Origin of the sequence: Vagococcus allomyrinae (assembly GCF_017829975.1) — a bacterium.
Lineage (GTDB): Bacteria > Bacillota > Bacilli > Lactobacillales > Vagococcaceae > Vagococcus_D > Vagococcus_D allomyrinae.
Map to the genome: position 1 here is coordinate 1 of NZ_JAEEGA010000026.1, position 23,919 is coordinate 23,919.

Consider the following 23,919-nt stretch of genomic DNA (forward strand, 5'->3'; position numbering starts at 1 on the left):
TTTTCCTCTCTGAATGGGTTTTAGTCGATTTCATTCTATCGGAAATAATCATATGTTTCTATTTTTTTGCCTTAAAATAGGTGTGAATGATTTTTTCTCATCCACACCATAAATTATACAGCCAATAATTAAACAATTCCTTGTGTATCAAGGGTCGAGACACCTTTCTATTGAGAGGTGTCTTTTTGATTAAGAGAATCTTTATTTTCCATATAATCTGCAAATAATAAAGCTGTTTCTTCCTTAGCTTCTTTTGTTACATGAGCATAGACATTCATGGTCGTTTTGATGTTAGCGTGGCCTAACCGTTCTTGGACTTGTTTTAAACTTGCACCGGCTTCGAAAAGAAGTATGAAGAGTACTATAGACAACAGCTTTACTAGTGTCTCAGGCTGGTTATTTTGAAGATGTAGCAAAGATAGGTATTATTGAAAATAGTAATCAAGTCGGTAGACTGAGAAATATGAATATCAATAGCTTTGAAATAAAGAACAGACACTTGAGCAGTTCGACTGCAAAACGTGCATGTAAGTTTAATGTATCGAGCGCTCAGGAAGCTAATGCAATCGTGAAAGACGCTTTGATGAGTGGTGAGGTCTTAGAGATTATCCCTAATGGGATTGGGAGTCAGGGACAAACTTCTTTTTCTACCATCAATGATGCCGGAAAAATAATAGGGACTAAGAGAGAGACACATAAAAAAATAGTATATGATCCTTTGAAAAAGCTGCTAAGTTTAAAGAGAGTTTATATGAGGGGAAAGACTATGGATATTTTAATATCGAAGGTAGCCAATACTTAATATCAAGTAAAGATGACAATGTGTTGCATTAGTAAGTTGTATATGAAATACAAAAAGAACTTAGAAAAACTTTTTTTACTAGGAATTCGCAATGAATCAGTGTGATGCCAACACCCATTTTTATCGATATATATCTTTTTTCCTAACGGTTAAATGAACAGTCTAACTAATTTTCATAGTAAAATGAGAATAACCAAGTAGCTGGAGTATAGTTGTGGATAAAATAACAATAAATTTGGCATTGCGATGTCGTTACTATCTATAATTTTAAAAAGGTCTTATAGGATTAACTATAATGCTAAGCCCAGCCGTAGTATATATGGTGCTTGTAACCTATCTAGTGGGTAAATAGTTCTAAACCATTAAGGTAAAAATAAACACATATAATATAAAACAGAGTAAGCCTAATAGTATTAATTCACTAATTGATAATAATATCATATTTTCTTGTTATTACTCCTCCTTCGTTTTTTTTCAATTAAGGCGTCTTGAAAATAAACGCTCTTTTATTGTGGTTGCGTTTTCTATTTTTTAATGTATTATATAATTATTAATCGTTAGATAATTGTGTGAAAAGTGTTGTTGTGGTGTTTATCTACGAAAGGAAGGATTTAAATGAAAAAGAAATTTTTGGTGTTACTTTTATCGATTGTAGTTACATTGCCGTACGCTGGAGGTGTGGCGCAAGCTACTGAACAAGTCAGTGAGCCGGATCAAACACGAGAGAACCTAGAAAAAATAGAGCTCTATCAAATGATGGATAGTAGTTTGAGAGAAATCGGGTTATCGCTAGAGTTATTATCAAAAACTCAAATTGATTTTGAAAATTTGGACTATGAATCACCTGTCATTGCTGATTCTGTAGTACCAAGAGGCCCAGACGAAAATATAGAATTTAAAGAGACTAATGAATATTTGTCTATTAATGAATTTGCTAGAAAGAGGTATGGAAATAATCCTACTGAAGAAGAAAAAATGAAAATGTATTTGTTATACTATTTTGATGTGAAAGATGCAGATAAAGCGGCAGGAAGAGTGGGGCCGAAATTACGTATGGACTATTATTATCCAGAGTATATGGGGGAAAATGATGAAAGTGCCTATCAGGCTTTTATTAAGGCCTCTTATGGTGGCAAACTAATGAAAAAGGCAACTAATACAGCTAATTTGATAAACAATGCTTCAGGTCTAGAGAAGGTAAATTTGAGTAGGTTGAAAAAAAACTATAAATCTATTAAAACTTGGGTTGGAGAGGCAAAAAATGTAAAAGAAAATGTATCATTCCTAAAGGATGCTCATAAATACATGTCTGATGAAGTATTGAGAAATGTAAAGACAACCGAAGATTTTATTTATTATTGGGATGAGGCTATAAGTAAGACGCCAGGGGAAAGAATAGACGAAAAATGCAAAGTGATATAAAGGACTTTGTAATTGGCGCTGCATTTAGTGCATTTTCAGGTACTTCAATTGGTTTAGTGGCAACTCTCACTGAGTACACACTATCTACGGTTGCCATAACCTATCAGACTATTTATGATCAAGCGACAATTAACACGTTAGGATATACGCGTCAAACGAGAATAAATCTTAGACAATATGAGTCTTGGTGGAATTAGAAAGTAGTTGTTAGGGGGCTAATTGTGAATGTTAAGGGAAATGTCAGAAGATGTAAGCAGAAAAAGAGAGGGAGAGTGTGTGCTTACATTGATAACATTACTTTTGCGATAATTAATTTTTATAGTAATTATTTTGTTTATTCTCCATTTGTTGATGTATATACAAACAATCGCAATAGGATTTCTTTTGGGAAAGACGCTGGGATAGTTTTCCTACAAGTTGGTTGGATTATGACAGTAATTATTATTTTTAGCATTTATAGAGGTGGCTTTTTTGATGATGGACCACAAAAAGTACAATTAAAAAAAACCAGTTTTTGGCTATTTCTTATAAGTGTAATCATGTTGATTCTTTCAATTCTGATTAGTCCTTTCATAGAAAGTATTGTTCTTGAGTCAATAAACGGTAATTCTAAACTCATTTTTATGAATCGACTGTATACTCAATACCTTCTATTTTGTGCCTATTCGTTAATTCGTTGGGTATGTCACTTTGATTACTATGAGTACTACTATTATGAAAGAGGCAGAAAATATAATCTATCTTTTTATTATTATTCTCCTTTAGTGGTTGCTGGGGTAGCTTTTTTAGCTTTTTCAATAAAGAAGAGATGGTAATCATGATAAAGAAAGGGTCTGTTTGGTCTTTTGTAGGTCTTATGTTGGCAATGAAAGGGAGATTTAGAATATTTCAAAGTAGTTTTGTTAAGACTAGGGGAAAAAATGCGTTAGTCTCATTTTAATTGAATTTATTTTGTAAGCAGTGCTTAGTGCATATGGAGAGAGGTTTTGAATGTCGGAATGTATCAAAATTTAAGAAGTAATCCATTTCTTTCTTGTGGACCTTTGCTAGACTGTATTAATAACTTTTATACAAAAGGTATCAATTGAGTTATTGGAGGAGAGTCTGACCTGACATCGATGCCTGTGGAAAATCGATGGGTTGTAGAAATGAGAGGCAAGTATCAGTAAGTAAATATTGCTTTTTCTTTAAGCCGTGGGGTGGTTGGAACAAAAAGGAGAATGGTAGCGAATTTGAATGGAAATTATACACAGGATTGACATAGTGAGTTTTTTAGAGAGTGTGCGTCTGCAAAAGCGTGGTCTATGTGTATTATTGAATATCTAGGTAATGAAATATTTAATGAAACAGATTTTATATTGTTTACTATTCATAATACTGCTATGATATCTTTTTAAATGTATAAAAGTGGTATCTATGCTCTGACCAAGCTAAAGAGACATTGGCAAAATAATTAAATTGGCCTGACTATGTAAGTTAAAAAAGAACTTCCTAGCTAGTTGAAGCCTATGTCCTATCACCTATAAAAGCTTATGTTGCATGATTAAAAGGACGTCTCACCTAAAGTGAGCCGTTTCTTTTTATTCTATGTTGACAACGCTTACTTTTTCGTTTATCATAGGAAATGTTAAAAGGATTTGTTACTGTTAAATCAGGCATGACCTAAACACGTCTAAGAAAGGCTTATTTTCTTGAGACGTGTTTAGGTCATTTTGTGTTTTTTGGAGGTGACAGGATGATTGTCTCAAAAAGGTTTAATAACAATGTGATACTGGCTCGGAGTAAGCAGCAAGAGGTGATCCTGATGGGGAAAGGGATTGGCTTCCAAGTTTACCCAGATGAAGAAGTACAGATGGAGTTGATTGAACAGACGTTTGTGCCCTCAGACAGTTTTATGATCGAAAGTGTGGCGGAGTTACTTGGTGACTCCAATTCAAAGGAAGTTAGTTTGGTTCGCGAAATCATTGATTATGGGGAAAAAGTTTTGGCAAAAGAGTTGAATGATAGTTTGGTCATAACGTTGTTAGATCACCTGCACTTTGCTATTGTTCGTCATGAAAAGGAGATGATTACGAAAAGCCCGATCGAATGGGAAATCAAGCAGATGTACCGTGTAGAAACTAAGATAGGACTGGAGGCATTGAGGATAATCCATGAGAGATTAGGAATTGTTTTACCAAAATCGGAAGCCATTTTTATCGCCATGCATTTTATTAATGGCCAGTTTAAAAATGAAACCATGAGTGACACTTTAGCTTTTTCAGAAACCATGAATCAAGTTAATTCAATAGTAAAATATCATTTTCAAATTAGAATTGATGAGGAGTCAGTCAATTATCAACGTTTTTTAACTCATTTGCGTTATTATCTGATTCGACAAAAAAATCATGAGTCTTTGGAATTAGGCAATGAAGACGTGTATTTTACCATGAAAGAACGGTTTCCCGAAGAGAGCAATTGTGTGGAGAAGATTTCCACTTTTATTGAAGGAAAGTATGAGTGGCAGACCACTTATGATGAAAAATTGTATTTAATCTTACATGTTAATCGTTTAATAAGTTAACTTTCTCAATTATAGGATTCGTTACGGCATGGCCGGCAAAACCTAGAGAAGGACAGGTGGGGACTGTCTTTTTCTAGGTTTTTAGATTGGAAAAAGGAGGACAGCAAGATGGATAATAAAAAACTAGCACAAGAAATCGTTAGATTAGTGGGTGGCGAATTAAATATTAACAGTGTGACTCACTGTATTACGCGTTTAAGGTTTCAGTTGAAGGATCAGGACAAAGTGGATAAAAAGGCTTTAGAACAATTAGATGATGTGATGGGCAGTCAGTATCAAGGTGGGCAATATCAGATCATTATTGGGGGGAAAGTCGGGAAGGTCTATAGAGAAGTGGCCAAGATCTTGCCAAGATTGGCAGGGGGAGAAGTGGCAGAGGATGGGACGAAAAAATCAGTGGGTACCCAATTAGTGGAGACCTTATCGGCTATCTTGATTCCAAGTTTGGCACCAATTGTAGGGGGAGGGATGCTGAAAGGCTTTCTCTTTTTACTTGCGAATTTCTCATGGATTGATGTCGAGGGAGGAACTTACTATCTGCTGAATATTGCCTCGGATTGTATGTTTTATTTTTTCCCTTTCCTACTGGCAGTTAGTGCTGCCAAGCGATTTAAAACCAATGAATACATGGCGTTATCACTGGCAGGGGTCTTGATGTATCCGTCAATTTTAGAAGTTGCCAAGGTGGGAGAAGTGGCAAATTTCAAATTTTTGAATATCTTTACGATTCCCCTTTTAAATTATAGCGGGTCGATCGTGCCGATTATTTTAGCTGTCTGGTTATTGAGTTATGTTTATCGCTATCTGGAAGAGCATGTGCCAGCGATGGTCACGATTATTTTTACACCGTTGTTAACGTTGTTGATTGTGATACCTGTTATGTTGTTTGCGATTGCGCCATTAGGCTTTTATATTGGGGAATACATCGCCATTGGTTTGGGGTGGTTGATTGACTTTTCTCCTTGGTTAGCCGGATTTGTCGTAGGAGTAAGTCGTCCTTTCTTGGTATTGACGGGGATGCATCATGCCATTCGGCCGATCACCCAACAGCAAATTGCTACCTATGGTTTTTCCACATTGGGACCGATGAACTTTATGAGCACGATGTCTCAAGCGGCGGCCGCCTTGGCCATCTATCTCATTATTAAAGATAAAAAAATGAAGCAGATTTCCTTATCGGCGACTATCTCGGGCTTTTTAGGCATTACCGAGCCTGCTTTATATGGGGTGTTAACGAAATACCGTTCAGCTTTTGTCGGGGCATCTTTAGGAGGAGGCATCGGTTCGGCGGTGGCTGCTATGCTTGGCGCTAAAGGATTTGCGCCAGCGATGCCAAGTGTTTTATCCATTCCGGTCTATCTTGGCGAGGGAGCAGTTGGCTTTTTTATTGGCTTTGTTGTCACCGTCGTTGCCACCGTTTTTCTGACGTTCTTTTTCAGTAAATTATGGCGGGATAAGGAAGAAGTGGAGGCCCTTGGAACGGATGCCCAGCTTGGGGTTTATAGCCCAACAGACGGGACGGTGATGCCGATGGCGGAGGTTGCCGATGAAACCTTTAGCAGTGGGGTTATTGGTAAAGGGGTGGCTATTTGTGGCACTGGCAATGAGATTGTCTCCCCCGTTAATGGGACGATTAAGACGGTTTTTAAAACGAAGCATGCGATCGGGGTGGTCTCTGACGAGGGGCTTGAGATTTTGATTCACGTTGGTCTTGACACGGTGAAGTTAAATGGCGAGGGCTTTCACTTGTTTTGTGAAGAAGGTCAGCGAGTTAAGGTCGGCGATCGACTGTTAACCTTTGAGCGCGAGGTGATGGAAGCAGCTGGCTATGATTTGACGGTTTTAACGATTGTCACCAACACTGAAAAATACCCGAAAATTTCGGAAGAGGTAGCAGGAGACAGTATAAGTCAGCAAGAAAAAATTATGACGATTGTCAGCTAACCCCCTTCTTTGCCTAAGGCAGAGCGGGAGGGAGAGACAACTAAATGAGGAGGAAGATCAATGAGAGTCATTGTGACAGAGAATTATGAAGAGTTAGGTAAGGTGGCGTCCCAACATTTATTAGGACATCTTTTCAGCAAGCAGGATCGGGTCAATTTAGCTATTACGGCAGGAACAACGCCCGTGGAAGTCTATCGCTATTTGATTCCGGAAGTCAAAGGGAAAGCCTATTTGAGCCATGCTCATTTTTACAATTTTGATGAAATTCCCTACAAAGAAAGTCAGCGAGAAGGGATTACCATGTCCGATTTAAGGGAACTGTTCTTTAAGCCAGCGGCTATTCCTGAAACCAGCATTCATGTATTAGATGGTCAAAATTATCAGGGGCAAGATCAACGAATTCACCAAGCAGGCGGCTTAGACGGGGTACTTTTGGGAATTGGGGCTGACGGTCATTATTGTGGCAATTTGCCAGGGACGACCACGATTGATGACCAGACGACCAAGGTTATCTGTGATGATCAGATGAAAGCACGGATCGGTCGTCATTTCGAAGAGGCGGCTGATGTTCCAGACTATTATGTGACCATGGGACCAAAAAGTATTATGGCGGCTCGTCACTTGATTCTAATTGCCAATGGCAAAAGGAAAGCCGATATTATGCGGAAGTTTTTAGAGGAAGAGATCTCTTTGGCGTTACCAGCCACGATTTTGAAATTACATCCTAATTTAACGGTGATTATGGATCGAGAAGCGGCCTCTGATTTAACCAAGAGCGATGAGCTGGGAAGCAACTAGGGGCAAGTAACTTGTTACCCATATTTAGCTAATCCCCTGGGACGAATGTCCCTTGGGGATTTTTTTGGCGGCAGAATTAACAATGAGTAAAGACCTAAAAGTTCTTCATCAGACAGCCAACGATTTTTCTTATACTAGTTCTTGTAATGTGAAATAAAAAGTTTTTGTTACACAAGCTGTGAAACACCTCGTACGATTGCTTTCATCAATTTTTCAAAAAGTAATCACCCACTATATGTAGTTGTTCATAGCTTATGATATAAAAAAAACCACAATATATGGTTGTATTTTTTACTGAATTGATATAAGATATATGGAGAGAAATATAAAGGAGTTTGATGTTGTATGATGGAAGTTGCGGGTAAAAATAACGATATTGTGTATTTAAATTCAAATATACAAAATATTAAAGTAGTAAAAAGAGACGGTCGTTCAGTAGAATTTGACGATAAGAAAATTTATGACGCATTATTAAAAGCTGAGGAAAAAATACAAGGTGAAATTCGCCCCCTTGCCCAAGCAAGAATTCAACACATTGTCGAACTGATTGATAACGAGATTGCTGAACGTTTTTCTGAAGACGTTAAAATATATGAAATTCAAAATATTGTTGAGCATATTTTATTAAGCCAACAGGAGTATGACTTAGCAGAAGAGTACATTAATTATCGAACACATCGTGATTTTGAACGGAGCAAAGCGACGGACATTAACTTTACGATCAGTAAATTAATTGATAAAGATCAGACTGTTGTCAATGAAAATGCTAATAAAGACAGCGACGTCTTTAATACACAACGTGATTTGACAGCGGGAATTGTCGGGAAATCCATCGGCTTAAAAATGTTGCCACCTCATGTGGCTAACGCCCACCAAAAAGGGGATATTCACTATCATGATTTGGATTATCATCCATATACTCCCATGACCAATTGTTGCCTGATTGATTTTGACAGCATGTTAAACAATGGCTTTAAGATTGGCAATGCAGAAGTGGAAGCTCCGAAGTCTATTCAGACGGCAACCGCGCAAATCTCGCAAATTATTGCCAATGTGGCTTCCAGCCAGTATGGCGGATGTTCCGCTGATCGCATCGATGAGTTACTAGCGCCTTTTGCTAAAAAGAACTATGAGAAACACATGGAAGATGCTAAAGCTTGGATTGAAGATGAAAGCAAGCATGATGATTACGCCAGAGCTAAAACGAGCAAAGATATCTATGATTCGATGCAAAGTTTAGAATATGAAATCAACACCCTGTTTACTTCCAATGGTCAAACGCCTTTTACTTCACTGGGATTTGGTTTAGGCTTAAATTGGTTTGAAAAAGAAATTCAAAAGTCAATTTTGAAAATAAGAATTAAAGGGCTTGGTCAAGAACATCGGACGGCTATCTTCCCTAAATTGATCTTTACGATTAAAGATGGCGTTAATTTAAAAGCTGAGGACCCTAACTATGACGTGAAACAGTTAGCCTTGGAATGTGCCACCAAACGGATGTATCCAGATGTGTTAAACTACGACAAAATTGTCGAATTGACAGGTAGTTTTAAAGTACCGATGGGCTGTCGGTCATTTTTACAGGGGTGGAAAGACGAAGAAGGCCAAGAAGTTAATGCTGGCCGGATGAATCTCGGGGTAGTGACCTTAAACTTGCCGCGGATTGCCTTGGAGTCAGAGGGCAACCAAGATAAGTTCTGGAGTCTTTTAGAAGATCGCTTGGCGATTATGAAAGATGCTTTGGTGTACCGAGTAGAGCGTTGTAAAGAAGCGACACCCGCTAATGCGCCGATTCTTTATATGTACGGTGCCTTTGGGAAACGTCTGAAAAAAGATCAATCCACCGACGAGCTATTCAAGAATAAACGCGCTACGATTTCAATGGGCTATATTGGCTTGTATGAAGTGGCCTCACAATTTTTTGGTGGCCAGTGGGAAGACAAACCTGAAGCTAAGGAATTTACTATTGCGATCTTGAAATCACTAAAAGCTCACGCTGATTTGTGGGGGAACCAATACGGTTATCATTTTAGTGTCTACTCCACGCCGAGCGAAAGCTTAACGGATCGTTTCTGCCGTTTAGATACTGAAAAATTTGGGGTAGTAGCGAATGTCACCGATAAGGACTATTATACTAATAGTTTCCATTACGATGTCCGTAAAAATCCTACACCATTTGAGAAGCTTGATTTCGAAAAAGATTATCCTCAGTATTGTTCAGGTGGCTTTATTCATTATTGTGAATACCCTGTGTTGCAGCAAAATCCGAAAGCCTTAGAAGCTGTCTGGGATTATTCTTATGATAAAGTGGGGTATTTGGGAACCAACACGCCGATCGATCACTGTTATGAATGTGATTACGAAGGGGACTTTAATCCGACCGAACGTGGCTTTGAATGTCCACAGTGTGGGAATAACGACCCGAAATCATGTGATGTGGTAAAACGTACCTGTGGTTACCTAGGCAATCCCCAAGCCCGTCCAATGGTTCACGGTCGTCATAAAGAGATTTCATCTCGCGTTAAACATATGAAGTAATGATGAGAAAGGACTACAGCTGTTTAGTAGTCTTTTCTTTTCAGTCAATTTTAGCTAAAAGCACCAATATGAGGAAAGGAGTGGTGGATTTGCGTAATCCTCAGCCACAAGAATGGCGCTCAGAAGAACTTAGCCAAAACTATTATGGAGATTACAAACCCTTTAACTTTGTTGATGGTGAAGGGGTTCGTTGTAGTTTGTATCTCAGCGGTTGTTTATTTGCCTGTGAAGGCTGTTACAATAAAGCCGTTCAAAGTTTTAAGTATGGACAACCTTATACTGAGGAATTGGAAGAACAGATTATGGCTGACTTGCGTCAAGACTATGTTCAAGGCATGACTCTTTTAGGAGGCGAACCTTTTTTAAATACAGCCGTGTGTTTATCACTGGTCGAGCGAATTCGTCAAGAGTTTGGTGAGTCTCGTGATATTTGGTCTTGGACAGGGTATACGTATGAAGAATTGTTAGAGGAAACCCCTGATAAATTAAGGTTATTAAGAAATATTGATGTCTTGGTTGATGGTCGTTTTGAATTAAGTCAACGCAATTTAAACTTGCAGTTTAGAGGCAGTAGCAATCAGCGAATCATTGATGTGAAGAAATCCTTAGAGGCTGGTAAAGCGGTAATGTGGGATAAATGTGTTGATGGGAAAGAAAGTTTTGAACAAATAAAAAAAGCGCAGATGATTTAAGTCGCAAGTTGACTCGCTGAATAGCTAAAAAAGTGATTGAGAATGGCTCAATCACTTTTTTTAGATTAATTTTTCTTCTGTGCCGTCTGTGTAATACGTTAGCACAGGGAACAAGAGACTGATGGTCGTGCCTTCGCCTTCTGTGGAGGCCACGTAAATGTGGTGCCCAAGTTTTTCTGCCAAACTTTTGGCAAGGTATAGGCCAAGGCCTGTGGAATGGTGGGTTTGATTACGACCGGTTTGACCTGTGAACCCTTTGTCAAAAATGCGCCGCTGATCAGCTAAGGGAATGCCAATCCCTGTGTCGCTAATTTCCAACCAGACCCCTCGTTCGTTTTTTGAAAGGCTTAAATTGATGGAGCCGTTATCGGCTGTGTATTTAATGGCATTGCTGATGACTTGATTGAGGATAAAACTCAACCATTTTTGATCGGTTAGAACGTCATAATCAGCACCTTCAATGGCATAATGGAGGCTATGCTGAATAAAGTAATTGGCGTTTTGCCGGATAACGGGGGAAATAACGCTTTTTAGTGAGATTTCTTGAATTAAGTAGTCTCGTGAAAAAGTATCTAAGCGGGAGTAATATAAGACTTGATCCACATAACTTTCAATTTTTTGTAAGTCGTTTTCCAATTGATAAAATTGCCGTTCTTGAATATCGTCTTCAATCGTCTCGTTGAGTAGTTTGACAGAGGCTAGGGGCACTTTTATTTCGTGGACCCAGCTGTCAATAAAATCCTTTTGATCCTGTTGACTTTGAATTACCTCTTCAAGGGATTCTCTCTGGTCTGTAATCAATTGGTTAATATAAGCTTGCACCATTTTTTGTTCTTCAGAGATGGCTTGATTAAAAGGGGCAGAAAGGAAATCGTTGCGATTTTCTTGATTGTTGATCGCGTGTAGCCATTTTTGTTTTTTGAAGTAGCTGACGGTTAAGTAAGCCATCAGGGTGACCCCTTGTAGAATCGTCAGATAAATCACTGCTGCAAGGTTAAAATGGACACTCGGTGTTAACCAGAGAACTAAACAGGTAATCAACATAAAACTCAGCCATAAAGTAATCACGCCTAGCTTGTCTTTTAAAAATTTTGCGAATGACATAGTCAACCTGCTTTCTCGTTTTCAGCGTTATGGCACAATATAACCTTGGCCAATTTTGGTTTCAATGTAACCATCAAGACCGGTTTGTTCGATTTTTTTTCGCAAGCGATTGATGTTGACGGTTAAGGTGTTATCATCGACAAACCGTTCATCGTCCCAAAGTGCTCGCAATAATTTATCACGACTTAAAATCTTCCCGTGATTTTTCATTAAATGATACAGGAGCTTATACTCATTTTTACTTAAATCAACGATATTATCGCCGACTTGGAAGGTACTGTTTTCCATGTTAAGCAAGATCCCGTTGTGTTCCATCACTTCATTGGTAGTTTCACTGTAATTATACGTTCTTCGCAAAAGAGCATTGATTTTAGCGATTAAAATGTCCATTGAAAAAGGTTTATTAACAAAATCATCCCCACCCATGTTCATGGCCATGATCATGTCCATGTTAGTATTGCGGCTCGAAATAAAGATGATGGGCACTTTCGAGATTTCCCGAATTTTTTGGCACCAATAAAACCCATCAAAAACCGGCAAGTTGATGTCTAATAGCACAAGGTTAGGTTGCTGAGTGATAAATTCCCCAAGGATATCTTGAAAACTATCAGGAGCCCAGGTTTCGAAATTCCATTTTTTTAGAGCCTCGCTCAATAAATCACGTATTGTTTCTTCATCTTCCACGATCATAATTTTGAACATTTGTGTCCCTCATTTCTCTGTTTAACTCGTTTCATTCAGTTACGTTACTGGTATCGTATCAAAAATAGAAAAAAAAAGCTATCATGTCTAGCTTTTTTACTAAACATCTAGCTCTTTTTTAGGACTAAGAGGACATTGTAATCTTTGGTTGTTTTGCCAGTCGTGGTTTGCCAGTTAAAGCTGATTTCTTTCACGGCGTCGGCATTTTCTAGTTCGGGCATCACAAAGGTCAACTCAGTGTTCTCGACTTTTTGACCTTTTTCAATGGTCATATTTTTAAGGGTAGCTGTTTTAGCCAAGGGGTACTCTTTTCCATTGACGGTAAATTTAATCTCTTCAGGTTTAATAGAGACCGCTTCACTGCCTTTATTTTCCAAGTTCAATGAGATGTCGATCAGACCTTGGTTTCCTTTGTGACCAAGGGTTTCCATATCGGTTTCGTTAATTTTGGCCACAGCGACTTCGGTGACAATCGCCACTAACCCCGTTTCTTCAATCGCTTTGTTAACAGTGAACGTGTTGATGCTTTCCCCATTATTACTTTCGGTTGCCGCTAAGACGGCTTCGATGATAATATTTTTTAGCCCTGCCGGTCCACTGCTTTCTTTCGCAGACTGAGCTGTCCCACTGGTGGAGCTCGTGGTAGTTTTAGACCCTTCTGTATTAGCGGGAGCGGATGATTGCCCAGTGGTAGCCGGTTGTTTGCTGTCAGAGTTGGCAGAACTATTTCCAGCTAAGGGATTGACGGGTTCGATCGGCGGTGGTGTGGACCCCGAAGTAGCCGCGGTGTATATTAAGGTTATTAACAACAATAAAAGGGTGAGAGCGCTTATGACAAAATAAGTGAGTGTTTTTTTGTCAGTGGGTAGTTTGAGATTTTTTAAGTTGAAATCAGGCACAATTTCGCCTCCTTTAGTGTGTTTGTTTATAGCGTGCAAAACAAACGGATAAATTTATTATAGCATCTTTTTTGAAAATCACGAAATGAAATTGCCATTACCATCTGCATACTTAAGCGAATGTTAAAAAATCCGATACCTTTTTACTTGGATATAAGGTAAAATGAAGGTTTTAGTGACATTTTTGTAAGTTAGTCATGAAAAGTGTAAGATAATTAGATTTTCAAGGGAGAAAATGCTTGTTACAATAAATAGAGATTACAGGTAAAAGGAGCCGAAAAGAAATGCAGAGAATTCTAGAAGTAACCCGCTTGACGAAAATTTATGGCAGTAAATTAAATCCGACGAATGTTTTAGATAATATTTCTTTTTCGGTGGACAAGGGTGAATTTATTGGGATTATGGGCCCAAGTGGGGCGGGGAAAACAACTTTGTTAAATATGATGTCAACCATTGACAAACCAACCTCGGGGAAAGTGTTGATCAATGGCACCGATATCACTAGAATGAATGAACGAAAGTTAAGTGATTTTAGACGGAAAGAGCTTGGGTTTATTTTTCAAGATTTTAACCTGATGGATTCATTAACCGTCAAAGACAATATTTTATTGCCCTTGGCGTTAGATCGCTTAGACTATGGGGAAATGACGAAACGCTTAACGCGAATGACGCGTATTTTAGGCATCGACCACTTGTTGGAGAAAGTGCCAGCTGATATTTCCATCGGCCAAAAACAACGGGTGGCAGCCGCTCGAGCGATTATCACTCAGCCCCAGTTGATTTTTGCGGACGAGCCGACAGGAGCTTTGGATTCTAAATCGGCCACAGAATTGCTGCAGTATTTAACCGAGATGAACAAACAAGAGTTAGCCACGATTTTAATGGTGACCCACGACGCCTTTACGGCTAGCTATTGTCACCGCATTTTATTTATCAAAGATGGTGTTATTTTTTCTGAGATAGTCCGCCAAGGGACAAGACGGGAGTTCTTTCAGAAAATAATGGACATGCAAACGGCTATAGGTGGGGGTGTCTCCCATGATTTTAGTTAATCTAGCCATTAAAAATGTCAAAACGCAATTGCAAAGCTATTTGATGTATTTTGTCAGCATGGCCTTTTCAGTGATGGTGTATTACAGTTTTAGATCGATGAGTTATGATAAAAATTTAGTGGAACGGATTGGTGTCAATAATAATCTGGCAGGCTCTTTGCAAGCGGCCAGTATTATGATCGTGCTCTTTATTTTGGTGTTTATGTTTTCAGCCAACTCGTTCTTTTTGAAGAAGCGCAAAAAAGAGATCGGTTTGTACAATTTATTAGGGATGCGTAAGCTGCAAATCAGTTTCCTTTTTTTTATGGAAAACTGTGTCATTGGCTTGGTGGCTTTAGGGACAGGCTTATTAGCGGGGATTATTTTCTCCAAGTTGTTTGCGATGTTGTTGATCAGAGCGATGTATCTGGAATTGGATAGTGGTTTTGCTTTCTCATTACAGGCTGTTCAATCAACTAGTCTAATGTTCCTGTTGATTTTAAGTTTGGTCTCTCTTCGCAGCGGCCGGGTAGTCTATCGGACTAAGTTGGTTGATTTGTTTAAGGCGATGCAAAAAGGCGATCGAATAAAGAAAACCACCATTTTTACTTGGTTGATGGGACTGACCGGTGTTGGGTTGCTTATTTACGGTTACTATCAGGCCGTGCATATTATGACCTACAGCCTTTACCTAAATGAGCGCACGCAGTCTGATATGGGGTTCCTTTATGGCATCATGTTGATTTTAGCTTTTTGTGTCTTAGGCTCCTATCTGTTTTTCCACGGCTTTACCCAAATTATGATCAGTGTGTTGCAACAGCTAAAAAGCTATTATTACCGCGACATTCACATGGTAACAACGGGAGGCTTGCGCTTTCATCTTAAAAAAAATGCCACAACTCTGGGAACGATCGCCGTTCTCTCAGGAACGGCCTTGGCGGCTATTGGTGGGGCAACCAATGTCTACAGTTTTGGGATGGAGACGGTCAATATGGAACGGCCGATGGACTTTGTTGTGGATAGTCGGGAATCCGAGGCACTCAAAGGGGTTCTCGCTGATTATCCGACGTTTCCAGTCAAAGATGAAGTAGTCCTAACGCTTAAGCAAGTGGCAGGGTCTTATGAGCAAACCACCTTTGAATACAGTTCAAGACAAACTGGGGCTTTAAGTGTTCTATCTTTAAGTAATTATAACGCGTTACAGCAGGTTAATCCTTTCTTAAAAAAAATCAGCTTAACGAATTCCGCGGAAGTCGTGCTTTTTGACCGTTTAACTGGCAACCCTGAGTTGCTGAATGAGGCCTCTTTTGGCCCATTAGTCCTCCAGTCAATGAAAGAGCCGCTCAAGATTAAAGAACAGCGAACAGATGCCTTAGGTGGCTTTCGCACTGTTCGTTATAATCAGTCGACGATTGTGGTGACGGATCAGCTTTTTGACTCACTGCCGGCAGAAGGAGGGTATCGCTTAACCATGATTAATGTGAAAAATGGCGCAGACAGTGGTAGTCTGGCAGAGGCTGTCGAATCCCGTCTGCCAGTCAGACGTTACCAACAAAAGGTCAACGTCACTTTTGAACAGGGACAGGTTGCAGGTCAGATTCAGCCGGAAATAGAGATCTCAGAAGCGGCGGAAAACCGTTATGATGCCGACCAATATGAACGGATTAGTCTCGATAGTCGTTACCCAGCGCTAAAGGATAATCGGATCACCTTTGGCACCTTGGTTTATATTGCCATCTTCTTGGGAGTTGTCTTCTTATTTGCCACAGGTAGCATTATCATGTTGAAACAACTATCGGAAGCCGAAGAAGAAAAAATGCGCTATCAGATGTTACGCAAAATTGGTGTTTCTAGAAAAATGATTGCGAACAGTGTCTATCGTCAAAACTTTTTAGTCTTTTTTGCGCCCTTAGCGATTGCCTATCTCCATTCCAAATATGCCTTAAGTGCTTTAAACTATCTGATTGCCACCAGTAATAATAGTTTGACCTGGCTATCCCGAGGCTTTTTACTGGTGATTTATAGCGGTTTTTATTTAGGGACGGCCGCTGCGTATAACCGCATTGTGAACGAGTAACAGGTGTGAAAACGGTTGTAATACTGTTGTAACAATGCCGCTAAAAGGGGCAAGTTAAGGGAAGTAATTTATTAGACTTTTTTTGCGAAGTTGGCATGAGATTACAAAACTGTAAGGATTATTTAGGAAAATCTTCATCATATAGCAGAGGAACTATGATATACTAGCGATGTAATATTTGTAACATTAGAGTTCGTTAATGTCGGTCTCAAGTCTGATTAAGAAGTCAGGCAAAGGCTTGAATACAAATAAAATTTTTTGTCTTACAATGAAGGTGAATGAAAGAGCGACCGCAAAACAAACGCTTAGTCGGTATTATAAGGAGGAATTGGACATGATGACTAAATTAAAAATGAAATTGGCTGATGAAAACATCAATTACTGGTTAGTTTTTTTCGGAAAGACCTTGTTTTATTTAACAGTGATGCTAATTTTGATTTATTTCTATCACTTTAGCCATATTGATGGTGGCAGCTTTATTTACAATGAATTTTAAATAATGAGTGACAAAGAAGGGTTATACAATGGTGGACACAATGACATTAATGGAAAGAATCGATCAGTGGGCCGTGAGCTCGCCAGAGCAACTGTGTTTTAAAGATGGGTCTCAATGCTATACCTATGGCCAGCTTAAAGCTGATTCAGATAGTCTGGCGGCTTATTTAGAGGAAAGACATGCTAACCAAGCACCGATTATTGTCTACGGTGGTTTGGAATATGAAATGATTGTCTCGTTTCTAGCTTGCTCGAAGTCAGGCCATGCCTATATCCCGATTGACAGTCATACGCCAGCAGAGCGTGTTGCCTTGATCGGCGAAGTTGCTGATTACACTGGGATCATCGCTTGGAGCGAATGGCCTCTGAGTGATGCTAAAGGCTTAATCACCGCAGAGTGTGCCCTAAAAGAGATGAAGGCAGCAGCTCAACCGCAAGGGCAGGGTGTAACAGGGGCCGAAAATTATTACTTGATTTTTACATCGGGCACAACGGGTGTGCCAAAAGGGGTGCAGATTAGTCATGACAATTTAGTCAGCTATAGCAATTGGATGCTAGCGGATTTTGGCCTTAAACCAGGTCAAGTCTTTTTATCTCAAGCGCCTTACTCCTTTGATTTATCGGTGATGGATATTTACCCAGCCTTACTTTCAGGCGGGCAATTAACCCCGCTGAAAAAAGCGTTAGTCAACGATTTTAAAGCTCTGTTTGTGGAATTGCCACAAATGGCCTTAAATGTCTGGGTGTCGACGCCTTCCTTTGCAGACATCTGTTTAATGGAGCCAGCTTTTAATGGCAAAGACCTGCCAAGTTTGACTCACTTTCTTTTTTGCGGCGAAGAGTTGGCTCACAGCACTGCCAGTAAATTAGCAGAACGTTTTCCTAAGGCCCATATTTACAACACTTACGGCCCAACAGAAGCCACTGTGGCAGTGACGCAAATTGAGATAACGCCCACAGTATTGGAACGCTATGCTCGTTTGCCAATTGGTCGAGTCAAAGCGGATACGGCGATTTATATTATGGATGAAGCCGGTCAAAGCTTAGGGGAAGGGCAAGTGGGAGAAGTGGTGATTGTCGGTCCGAGTGTTTCAAAAGGCTATTATCACAATCCTGAGAAAACAGCAGAGGCTTTTTACGACTATCAAGGAAGTCAGGCCTATCGAACAGGGGACGCAGGAATACTTGAAGACGGTGTGCTTTTTTATAAAGGACGCATGGATTTTCAAATTAAACTCCACGGCTATCGAATTGAATTGGAAGATATCGACCATCATTTAGGGGAGGTCTCTTATGTCAAAGCCGCGGCAGTCGTGCCGAAATATGTGGCCCATAAAGTCCAACAATTGGTGGCCTATGTCGTACCAGAAGCCCATGATTTTGAGAAAGAGTACCAGCTATCCAAAGCGATTAAAGCAGAATTAAAACAAAGGGTGATGGATTATATGGTGCCACAAAAATATGTCTATGTGGACGCGTTGCCCCTGACTCAAAATGGGAAAGTTGACCGCAAAGGCTTAATAAATGAGGTGAATGGCTTATGCTAGCAGGACTGAGCAAGTTATCGTCGCTGATGGTTTACTTATCACCTTACGAGAATCCTTTCTATTTTGTGATTCTCAGTGTGGCCTTGTTGCCGTTGATCATTCAATTGCTTCGCGGCAAGCGCATGATGTGGTATCAAAATGTGCTGACCCTTTTCTTTTTGTGGATGAGCTTTGGCGGCCCTAGCCTACATCAAGGGATCGCTTTACTGATGTATGTGGCGTGGCAAACGCTGTTGGTTTGGTTGTATTTCAAACATCGGCAAACTAAAAATAATAGTAAGGTCTTTTATCTAGCAGTCGTTTTAGCTATTATCCCCTTATTTTTAGTCAAAGTGATCCCGTTTATTTTGGAACAACAGGCTTTTAGAACGATGGCAGAAGCAACGCCTATCTTGAAGGTAATGCCGACGCTGATTGGCTTTTTAGGGATCTCCTATTTGACCTTTAAAGCCGTTCAAATGATTATGGAAATTCGTGACGGTTTAATAAAAGAGTACCACGTTGGCCGTTATCTGCAATTTTTACTTTTTTTCCCAACTATCTCGTCGGGGCCGATTGACCGCTATCGACGGTTCGAAAAGGATTTATTACACCCACCAGAGAAGGAAAAATATTTGGAACTGGTCTCAAATGGGATTCAGATGTTTTTTATGGGATTCTTATATAAATTTATCATCGGCTATATTTTTGGCAGCCAGCTATTGCCACGGGTCCAAGACTTTGCGATCCAACAAGGAGGGCTATCGCTGGGATTGCTGGGAACCATGTACGTCTATACGTTTTACTTATTTTTCGACTTTGCCGGCTACAGTTTGTTTGCAGTTGGTACCAGTAATTTGATGGGTTACGAGACGCCTGTAAACTTTAATAAGCCGTTTTTAAGTCACAATATTAAAGAATTTTGGAACAGATGGCACATGTCGTTGTCTTTCTGGTTTCGTGATTATGTCTATATGCGATTGATGTTTACCTTGATTAAGAAAAAAGTGTTTAAGAGTCGGATTACCGCCTCGAATGTCGGTTATTTTGCCCTCTTTATTTTAATGGGCGTGTGGCATGGCCTAACTTGGTATTACTTGGTTTATGGTTTGTATCACGCGGCGTTGATCTGTTTGACTGATGTCTGGTTACGCTATAAGAAAAAACACAAGGCGCAATTGCCAAGTAATAAATTTACCCAGGGCTTGTCAATTTTCTTGACATTCCATGCAGTGGCTTTAAGTTTCTTAATCTTTTCAGGATTTTTAGACACCTTAATGAAAGTGCCTTTAAGATAATAATGTTAAAACAAAAAGGAGATAATACAAGATGAATACACAAGAAACGATTTTAACTATTTTAGAAGAGCTAACCGGTAGTGAAGAAGTTAAAGATAATCTGAACGTGGACTTATTTGAAGAAGGTCTGTTAGATTCTTTAGGAACCGTTCAATTGTTAGTCGAAATTGAAGGTCAGTTAGGCGTGACCGTACCAGTATCAGAATTTGAAAGAGACGAGTGGGCAACACCTCAAAAAATTGTGGATAAAGTCGTTGCCATGGAAGGATGAGCTTTAAAAAGAAGCTTTTTACAACTGTCGGGCCACTGGTCTTAGCTTTTGGAATTTTAGGGGGGATTTTCTTATCGCCCTTCAAATTTAGTGAGACCAGTCCCAAGGTGATTGAAGAAGCTTCTACGTCAATGGCGGTTAATGTGATTAAAGGAAACATTCTGAAAAATAAGGCCATGGCAACAGATACATATGTGCCTTTTTTCGGGTCCTCAGAGTTAAGTCGGTTTAATGCCTTTCACCCTTCGGTCTTAGCAACGAAATATGATCGTAATTATCGCCCATTTTTATTAGGCGCTGCAGGGACTCAATCCTTGTCACAGTTTTTAATGTTGCAATCGATGGCTGATGAGATGGTTGGTAAAAAAGCGGTCTTTATTATTTCTCCACAATGGTTTGTCAAAGGTGGGGTCAGTAAAGAGATGTTTTCGCTCTACTTCTCTCCGCTGCAAACCTATCAGTGGGCAAAAAATGTCGAACAAATTGACGACAGTGACATCTATACGGCTCAGCGCTTGTTAAAATTTTCCAGTGTTCGTTCTGATACGACCATGAAGACCCTTTTAAGCCAAATTGCTCAAGGTAAGCCTTTGTCGGCGACTCAGAAGAAGATGTGTCAGATGAAATTGAACGTCTTAAATCGTGAAGATGAGTTATTTGGTCACTTAGGCATGTTAGGGAAACAGGGCAAGATTAAAAAAGAAGCCAAGCTGCTGCCACCTACCTATGACCTAGGACAATTGGATAAATTGGCCTTTGAAATTGGCCAAGAGAGTACGAAAAGCAATCAGTTCCAAATCACTGATAAGTTTTATCAAAAGCGGATTGTTCCCGTTCAAAAGTCACTGGAAGGCTCTCAAAAAGATTTCGATTACCGCCAGTCACCAGAATTTGCTGATTTCCAGTTATTCTTATCGGAAGTGGCCCGCTTGAAGATGGATGTTTTGTTTGTGATTCCACCAGTCAATGCCCGTTGGTCAGAATATACCGGACTGTCAACTGAGATGTTGGATCAGTTTAGTTTGAAAATCAATCAGCAACTGAAAGAACAAGGATTTGATCAGGTGTTAGACTTTACGCAAGATCGTGGCGAAGATTATTTTATGGAAGACACGATCCACATTGGGTGGCGTGGTTGGGTCGCCATGGATCAAGAAGTGGCGCCTTTCTTGGCGGACACTAAAAGCCGTGGGCCAGAATATCAGTTGGACAGTTACTATTTCTCTAAAGAATGGGGAAAAGCCTTGCCAACAGCCAAATAAAACCAAGCAAACTCCACGGAGTTTGCTTGGTTTTTTAGATCTGGACAGTCGCGACGACTGGAAAGTGGTCAGAAGGGTAACGACCATCACAATTATCGGTTAGGACGCCGACTTTTTCAACCGTCAGTTGCTGAGAAACAAAGACGTAGTCGATCTCTTCAAAGTCGCTCCAAGGCTTATCGTAGTCGAAATCTTGGAAGGTTCCAAGGGGACCATAGAAGGTAGTGTCTGGTTGCTTTTTAGCGTCTCTGAGGCTCTGATTGAGCAAGTGGTAGGTCGCTTCTGTCGGTGGGGCATTAAAGTCACCCACTAAGACTAGCGGTTGATCGGTAATCTTAGAGAGACAGTGTTCCAAAATGATGTTAGCACCAAATAGCCGAGACTCTTCTGAGATGTGATCTAAATGAGTCGTAGCCACCGCAAATTCTGTGCCTGTCTCTTTGCTTCTTAAGAAGGCGCAGACGCAGACTCGGGGGCAGCCGGCTGTGGGATGGATGCTGGGAATCGCTGGCGTTTCAGATAGCCAGAAGCTCTCTGTTCTCAGTAAGTCAAATTGCTCTTTTTTATAAAACAAGGCGTTGTACTCCCCTTGATTAATTCCGTCTTCTCGTGCTAAGCCGACCACGCCATAATCAGTTAAACTTTTTAAATCCGCGAGTTGGTGGGGCTGGACTTCTTGAGCACCAAAAATGTCCCAATCGTGATAACGAATCAGGTTTAAGACGTGGGCGCGACGGTTTGTCCAACTCCAATTGCCATCGGCCTCTGTATCAGTTCGAATATTGTAGGTCGCAATCGTTATTTTTTCCATTGACTAAACTTCCTTCTCTTTTTAGATGTGTTCCCTTTAAAAGTATAGGATGGCATTAGCTGAAAGACAAGGGAATATATCCTTTAAAGGATGGAATATCCTCTTCGAGAGATCTGGAGAATCCTAAGAAAGGTTAACTCTCAATGAGAGATAGTTCATTAAAATCGCCAGTAATGTTATAATTATCAGTGGACATCCCGTCAAATTATCCGGACAGTCTTGTGCTGGATTTCAGCTGATTATGGGATCAAAAACCTTGCTGACTGCAGGGAATTCCATTTATCTGGGTTCCTTTGTTGGCAGTATGGGCAAACTATAAATAGAGGTGAAGGATTTGGATATTCAAGAAGAGCTGTTTTTAAAGGAATTAACAGATGCTCGTGGCGTACCAGGAAATGAAGATGAAGTGAGAGCGGTCTTTAAAAAATATGCAGAACCCCATGCAGATAAGTTGATGTATGACGGTTTAGGTGGGATCGTCGCCCGTCACAACGGTGACAAAGAAGGACCTCGCGTCTTGATTATGGGGCATATGGATGAGGTTGGTTTTATGGTCACTCAAATTACCGAGAAGGGCTTTATTAAGTTTCAAACCCTAGGTGGTTGGTGGGGACAAGTGATGCTAGCCCAACAAGTACAAATCAAGACTGCCAAAGGAAAACTGATTCACGGTGTCATCGGCTGCAAACCACCTCATGTTTTGTCGGCTGATACTCGCAAAAAGCCTTACGATGTGGCGGAAATGTTTATCGATATTGGTGCTGTCAGTGAGCAAGAGGCTCAGGAGTGGGGCATTCGCCCAGGGGATATGGTGACACCCTATACCGAATACCGTCGTTTGAATGAGTCAAAATATTTGCTGGCTAAAGCTTGGGACAACCGGATCGGGACCGCGGTTTCTTTAAAAGTCTTGGAAACATTAGCGACTGAAGGGCATCCTAATATTTTGTTTGCCGGCAGTAACGTCCAAGAAGAAGTTGGGTTGCGTGGTTCACGCACGAGTACTCATTTGACGAATCCTGACATCGCTTTTGCATTGGACACTGGTACAGCTGGCGATACTCCGGGAATGACACCTAAAGAGTCTAATTCAGAATTAGGCAAAGGGCCGCAGATTTTGATTTTTGACGCTTCGATGATTCCACATAAAAAATTACGGGATTTTGTGATAGAGATTGCGGATGAACTAGGCATCCCTTATCAATTAGAGGTGATCACAGGTGGCGGCACAGATGCGGGAACGCAACACATTACCCGTGACGGCATCCCGTCCTTGGCCATTACGGTCGCAACACGCTATCTGCATTCCCACACCTCTGTTATTCATGAGGATGATTACTTAAATACCGTGAAATTGGTAACAGAGGTTGTCCGTCGTTTGGATGCAGAGACAGTGGCGAAGTTAACAGCGTATTAAAAAACCTTTTTGTTTTTTTAGCTATCTACATCCCGTAAAATAATCCGAACATCTAGTTCCATTGGATTATCAACATAATGACGAGCAGAGAGTGGTGCTTTCAGCTTCTTTTTAGCTGGAAGTTTAATGATTGATCGTCATTAATTAATAGGAGCTATATAGTAATAAGCATGATCAAGCTGGTAAATCTTTGATTTATGAGCTTTTTCATTTTAAAATAAGCTTAAGAGGTATAAAGTAAAAGAGTGAAGGGAGTCAGAATAACGT

Annotated in this window: 20 protein-coding genes and 1 pseudogene; 16 read left to right on the plus strand and 5 right to left on the minus strand. The window is 40.1% G+C overall.

Annotated features, from left to right (window positions below):
* Positions 1–167: 167 nt before the first annotated feature.
* A pseudogene (locus I6N95_RS25345) lies at positions 168–350 on the minus strand (tyrosine-type recombinase/integrase); the annotation flags it as partial.
* Positions 351–382: 32 nt separating this feature from the next.
* Between I6N95_RS25345 and I6N95_RS25350 the strand changes: the two are divergent.
* From I6N95_RS25350 to nrdG, 8 genes are all read left to right on the plus strand, one after another.
* The gene (locus I6N95_RS25350; RefSeq protein ID WP_209532826.1) at positions 383–802 is read left to right on the plus strand and encodes a hypothetical protein; all 420 of its coding nucleotides are present in this window, start codon (positions 383–385) and stop codon (positions 800–802) included.
* Positions 803–1,417: 615 nt separating this feature from the next.
* On the plus strand, positions 1,418–2,224 hold the full coding sequence (locus I6N95_RS25355; RefSeq protein ID WP_209532739.1) for a hypothetical protein: 807 nt from the start codon (positions 1,418–1,420) through the stop codon (positions 2,222–2,224).
* A gap of 221 nt (positions 2,225–2,445) precedes the next feature.
* Complete coding sequence (locus I6N95_RS25360) at positions 2,446–3,039, plus strand: hypothetical protein (protein ID WP_209532740.1); 594 nt, start codon at positions 2,446–2,448, stop codon at positions 3,037–3,039.
* Between the two features lie 920 nt (positions 3,040–3,959).
* Positions 3,960–4,787, plus strand: a complete 828-nt coding sequence (locus I6N95_RS25365; protein WP_209532741.1) for a PRD domain-containing protein — start codon at positions 3,960–3,962, stop codon at positions 4,785–4,787.
* A gap of 108 nt (positions 4,788–4,895) precedes the next feature.
* A complete protein-coding gene (locus I6N95_RS25370) occupies positions 4,896–6,731 on the plus strand; it encodes a beta-glucoside-specific PTS transporter subunit IIABC (protein ID WP_209532742.1) in 1,836 nt (611 codons plus the stop codon).
* A gap of 60 nt (positions 6,732–6,791) precedes the next feature.
* Positions 6,792–7,529 (plus strand): glucosamine-6-phosphate deaminase, encoded by a 738-nt coding sequence (locus I6N95_RS25375; protein ID WP_209532744.1) that lies wholly within the window; start codon positions 6,792–6,794, stop codon positions 7,527–7,529.
* A 348-nt stretch (positions 7,530–7,877) separates the two neighbouring features.
* Positions 7,878–10,067, plus strand: a complete 2,190-nt coding sequence (nrdD, locus tag I6N95_RS25380; protein ID WP_430727562.1) for an anaerobic ribonucleoside-triphosphate reductase — start codon at positions 7,878–7,880, stop codon at positions 10,065–10,067.
* A gap of 89 nt (positions 10,068–10,156) precedes the next feature.
* Positions 10,157–10,759 carry an anaerobic ribonucleoside-triphosphate reductase activating protein gene (nrdG, locus tag I6N95_RS25385; RefSeq protein ID WP_209532813.1) on the plus strand — a complete coding sequence of 201 codons (603 nt, stop codon included), beginning with the start codon at positions 10,157–10,159 and terminating at the stop codon, positions 10,757–10,759.
* Between the two features lie 60 nt (positions 10,760–10,819).
* On the opposite strand, the gene I6N95_RS25390 is transcribed toward nrdG, so the two are convergent.
* From I6N95_RS25390 to I6N95_RS25400, 3 genes are all read right to left on the minus strand, one after another.
* On the minus strand, positions 10,820–11,863 hold the full coding sequence (locus I6N95_RS25390) for a sensor histidine kinase (RefSeq protein ID WP_209532748.1): 1,044 nt from the start codon (positions 11,861–11,863) through the stop codon (positions 10,820–10,822).
* A gap of 27 nt (positions 11,864–11,890) precedes the next feature.
* Positions 11,891–12,565 (minus strand): response regulator transcription factor, encoded by a 675-nt coding sequence (locus I6N95_RS25395; protein ID WP_209532750.1) that lies wholly within the window; start codon positions 12,563–12,565, stop codon positions 11,891–11,893.
* Positions 12,566–12,672: 107 nt separating this feature from the next.
* Positions 12,673–13,464 (minus strand): hypothetical protein, encoded by a 792-nt coding sequence (locus tag I6N95_RS25400; protein WP_209532752.1) that lies wholly within the window; start codon positions 13,462–13,464, stop codon positions 12,673–12,675.
* A 284-nt stretch (positions 13,465–13,748) separates the two neighbouring features.
* Between I6N95_RS25400 and I6N95_RS25405 the strand changes: the two genes are divergently transcribed.
* The 7 genes from I6N95_RS25405 to dltD all read left to right on the plus strand — a co-directional run bounded on the left by I6N95_RS25405 (position 13,749) and on the right by dltD (position 21,424).
* Positions 13,749–14,516 carry an ABC transporter ATP-binding protein gene (locus I6N95_RS25405; protein WP_209532754.1) on the plus strand — a complete coding sequence of 256 codons (768 nt, stop codon included), beginning with the start codon at positions 13,749–13,751 and terminating at the stop codon, positions 14,514–14,516.
* On the plus strand, positions 14,503–16,572 hold the full coding sequence (locus I6N95_RS25410; protein ID WP_209532756.1) for an ABC transporter permease: 2,070 nt from the start codon (positions 14,503–14,505) through the stop codon (positions 16,570–16,572). Before I6N95_RS25405 ends, I6N95_RS25410 begins: the two co-directional genes overlap by 14 nt.
* A 334-nt stretch (positions 16,573–16,906) precedes the next feature.
* On the plus strand, positions 16,907–17,068 hold the full coding sequence (locus tag I6N95_RS25415) for a teichoic acid D-Ala incorporation-associated protein DltX (RefSeq protein WP_430727560.1): 162 nt from the start codon (positions 16,907–16,909) through the stop codon (positions 17,066–17,068).
* 28 nt (positions 17,069–17,096) lie between these two features.
* A complete protein-coding gene (gene dltA, locus I6N95_RS25420; RefSeq protein ID WP_209532759.1) occupies positions 17,097–18,614 on the plus strand; it encodes a D-alanine--poly(phosphoribitol) ligase subunit DltA in 1,518 nt (505 codons plus the stop codon).
* Positions 18,608–19,891, plus strand: coding sequence for a D-alanyl-lipoteichoic acid biosynthesis protein DltB (gene dltB, locus I6N95_RS25425; protein WP_430727561.1), 1,284 nt, complete (start codon positions 18,608–18,610; stop codon positions 19,889–19,891). Before dltA ends, dltB begins: the two co-directional genes overlap by 7 nt.
* Before the next feature lie 31 nt (positions 19,892–19,922).
* Positions 19,923–20,162, plus strand: a complete 240-nt coding sequence (gene dltC / locus I6N95_RS25430; protein WP_209532761.1) for a D-alanine--poly(phosphoribitol) ligase subunit DltC — start codon at positions 19,923–19,925, stop codon at positions 20,160–20,162.
* Complete coding sequence (gene dltD, locus I6N95_RS25435; protein WP_209532762.1) at positions 20,159–21,424, plus strand: D-alanyl-lipoteichoic acid biosynthesis protein DltD; 1,266 nt, start codon at positions 20,159–20,161, stop codon at positions 21,422–21,424. The genes dltC and dltD overlap by 4 nt, the downstream gene beginning before the upstream one ends.
* A gap of 34 nt (positions 21,425–21,458) precedes the next feature.
* On the opposite strand, the gene I6N95_RS25440 is transcribed toward dltD, so the two are convergent.
* The gene (locus tag I6N95_RS25440) at positions 21,459–22,235 is read right to left on the minus strand and encodes an endonuclease/exonuclease/phosphatase family protein (RefSeq protein ID WP_209532764.1); all 777 of its coding nucleotides are present in this window, start codon (positions 22,233–22,235) and stop codon (positions 21,459–21,461) included.
* A 334-nt stretch (positions 22,236–22,569) separates the two neighbouring features.
* Here I6N95_RS25440 and I6N95_RS25445 point away from each other — a divergent pair, with 334 nt between their 5' ends.
* Positions 22,570–23,652, plus strand: coding sequence for a M42 family metallopeptidase (locus tag I6N95_RS25445; RefSeq protein ID WP_209532766.1), 1,083 nt, complete (start codon positions 22,570–22,572; stop codon positions 23,650–23,652).
* Positions 23,653–23,919: the final 267 nt, after the last annotated feature.

What these genes read in the sequence shown, in the direction of transcription:
- I6N95_RS25355 (WP_209532739.1), top strand. Translation starts at nt 1,418, where the DNA reads ATGAAAAAGAAATTTTTGGTGTTACTTTTATCGATTGTAGTTACATTG.
- I6N95_RS25365 (WP_209532741.1), top strand. Translation starts at nt 3,960, where the DNA reads ATGATTGTCTCAAAAAGGTTTAATAACAATGTGATACTGGCTCGGAGT.
- I6N95_RS25370 (WP_209532742.1), top strand. Translation starts at nt 4,896, where the DNA reads ATGGATAATAAAAAACTAGCACAAGAAATCGTTAGATTAGTGGGTGGC.
- I6N95_RS25375 (WP_209532744.1), top strand. Translation starts at nt 6,792, where the DNA reads ATGAGAGTCATTGTGACAGAGAATTATGAAGAGTTAGGTAAGGTGGCG.
- nrdD (WP_430727562.1), top strand. Translation starts at nt 7,878, where the DNA reads ATGGAAGTTGCGGGTAAAAATAACGATATTGTGTATTTAAATTCAAAT.
- I6N95_RS25390 (WP_209532748.1), bottom strand. Translation starts at nt 11,863, where the DNA reads ATGTCATTCGCAAAATTTTTAAAAGACAAGCTAGGCGTGATTACTTTA.
- I6N95_RS25395 (WP_209532750.1), bottom strand. Translation starts at nt 12,565, where the DNA reads ATGTTCAAAATTATGATCGTGGAAGATGAAGAAACAATACGTGATTTA.
- I6N95_RS25405 (WP_209532754.1), top strand. Translation starts at nt 13,749, where the DNA reads ATGCAGAGAATTCTAGAAGTAACCCGCTTGACGAAAATTTATGGCAGT.
- I6N95_RS25410 (WP_209532756.1), top strand. Translation starts at nt 14,503, where the DNA reads ATGATTTTAGTTAATCTAGCCATTAAAAATGTCAAAACGCAATTGCAA.
- I6N95_RS25415 (WP_430727560.1), top strand. Translation starts at nt 16,907, where the DNA reads ATGATGACTAAATTAAAAATGAAATTGGCTGATGAAAACATCAATTAC.
- dltA (WP_209532759.1), top strand. Translation starts at nt 17,097, where the DNA reads ATGGTGGACACAATGACATTAATGGAAAGAATCGATCAGTGGGCCGTG.
- dltB (WP_430727561.1), top strand. Translation starts at nt 18,608, where the DNA reads ATGCTAGCAGGACTGAGCAAGTTATCGTCGCTGATGGTTTACTTATCA.
- dltC (WP_209532761.1), top strand. Translation starts at nt 19,923, where the DNA reads ATGAATACACAAGAAACGATTTTAACTATTTTAGAAGAGCTAACCGGT.
- dltD (WP_209532762.1), top strand. Translation starts at nt 20,159, where the DNA reads ATGAGCTTTAAAAAGAAGCTTTTTACAACTGTCGGGCCACTGGTCTTA.
- I6N95_RS25440 (WP_209532764.1), bottom strand. Translation starts at nt 22,235, where the DNA reads ATGGAAAAAATAACGATTGCGACCTACAATATTCGAACTGATACAGAG.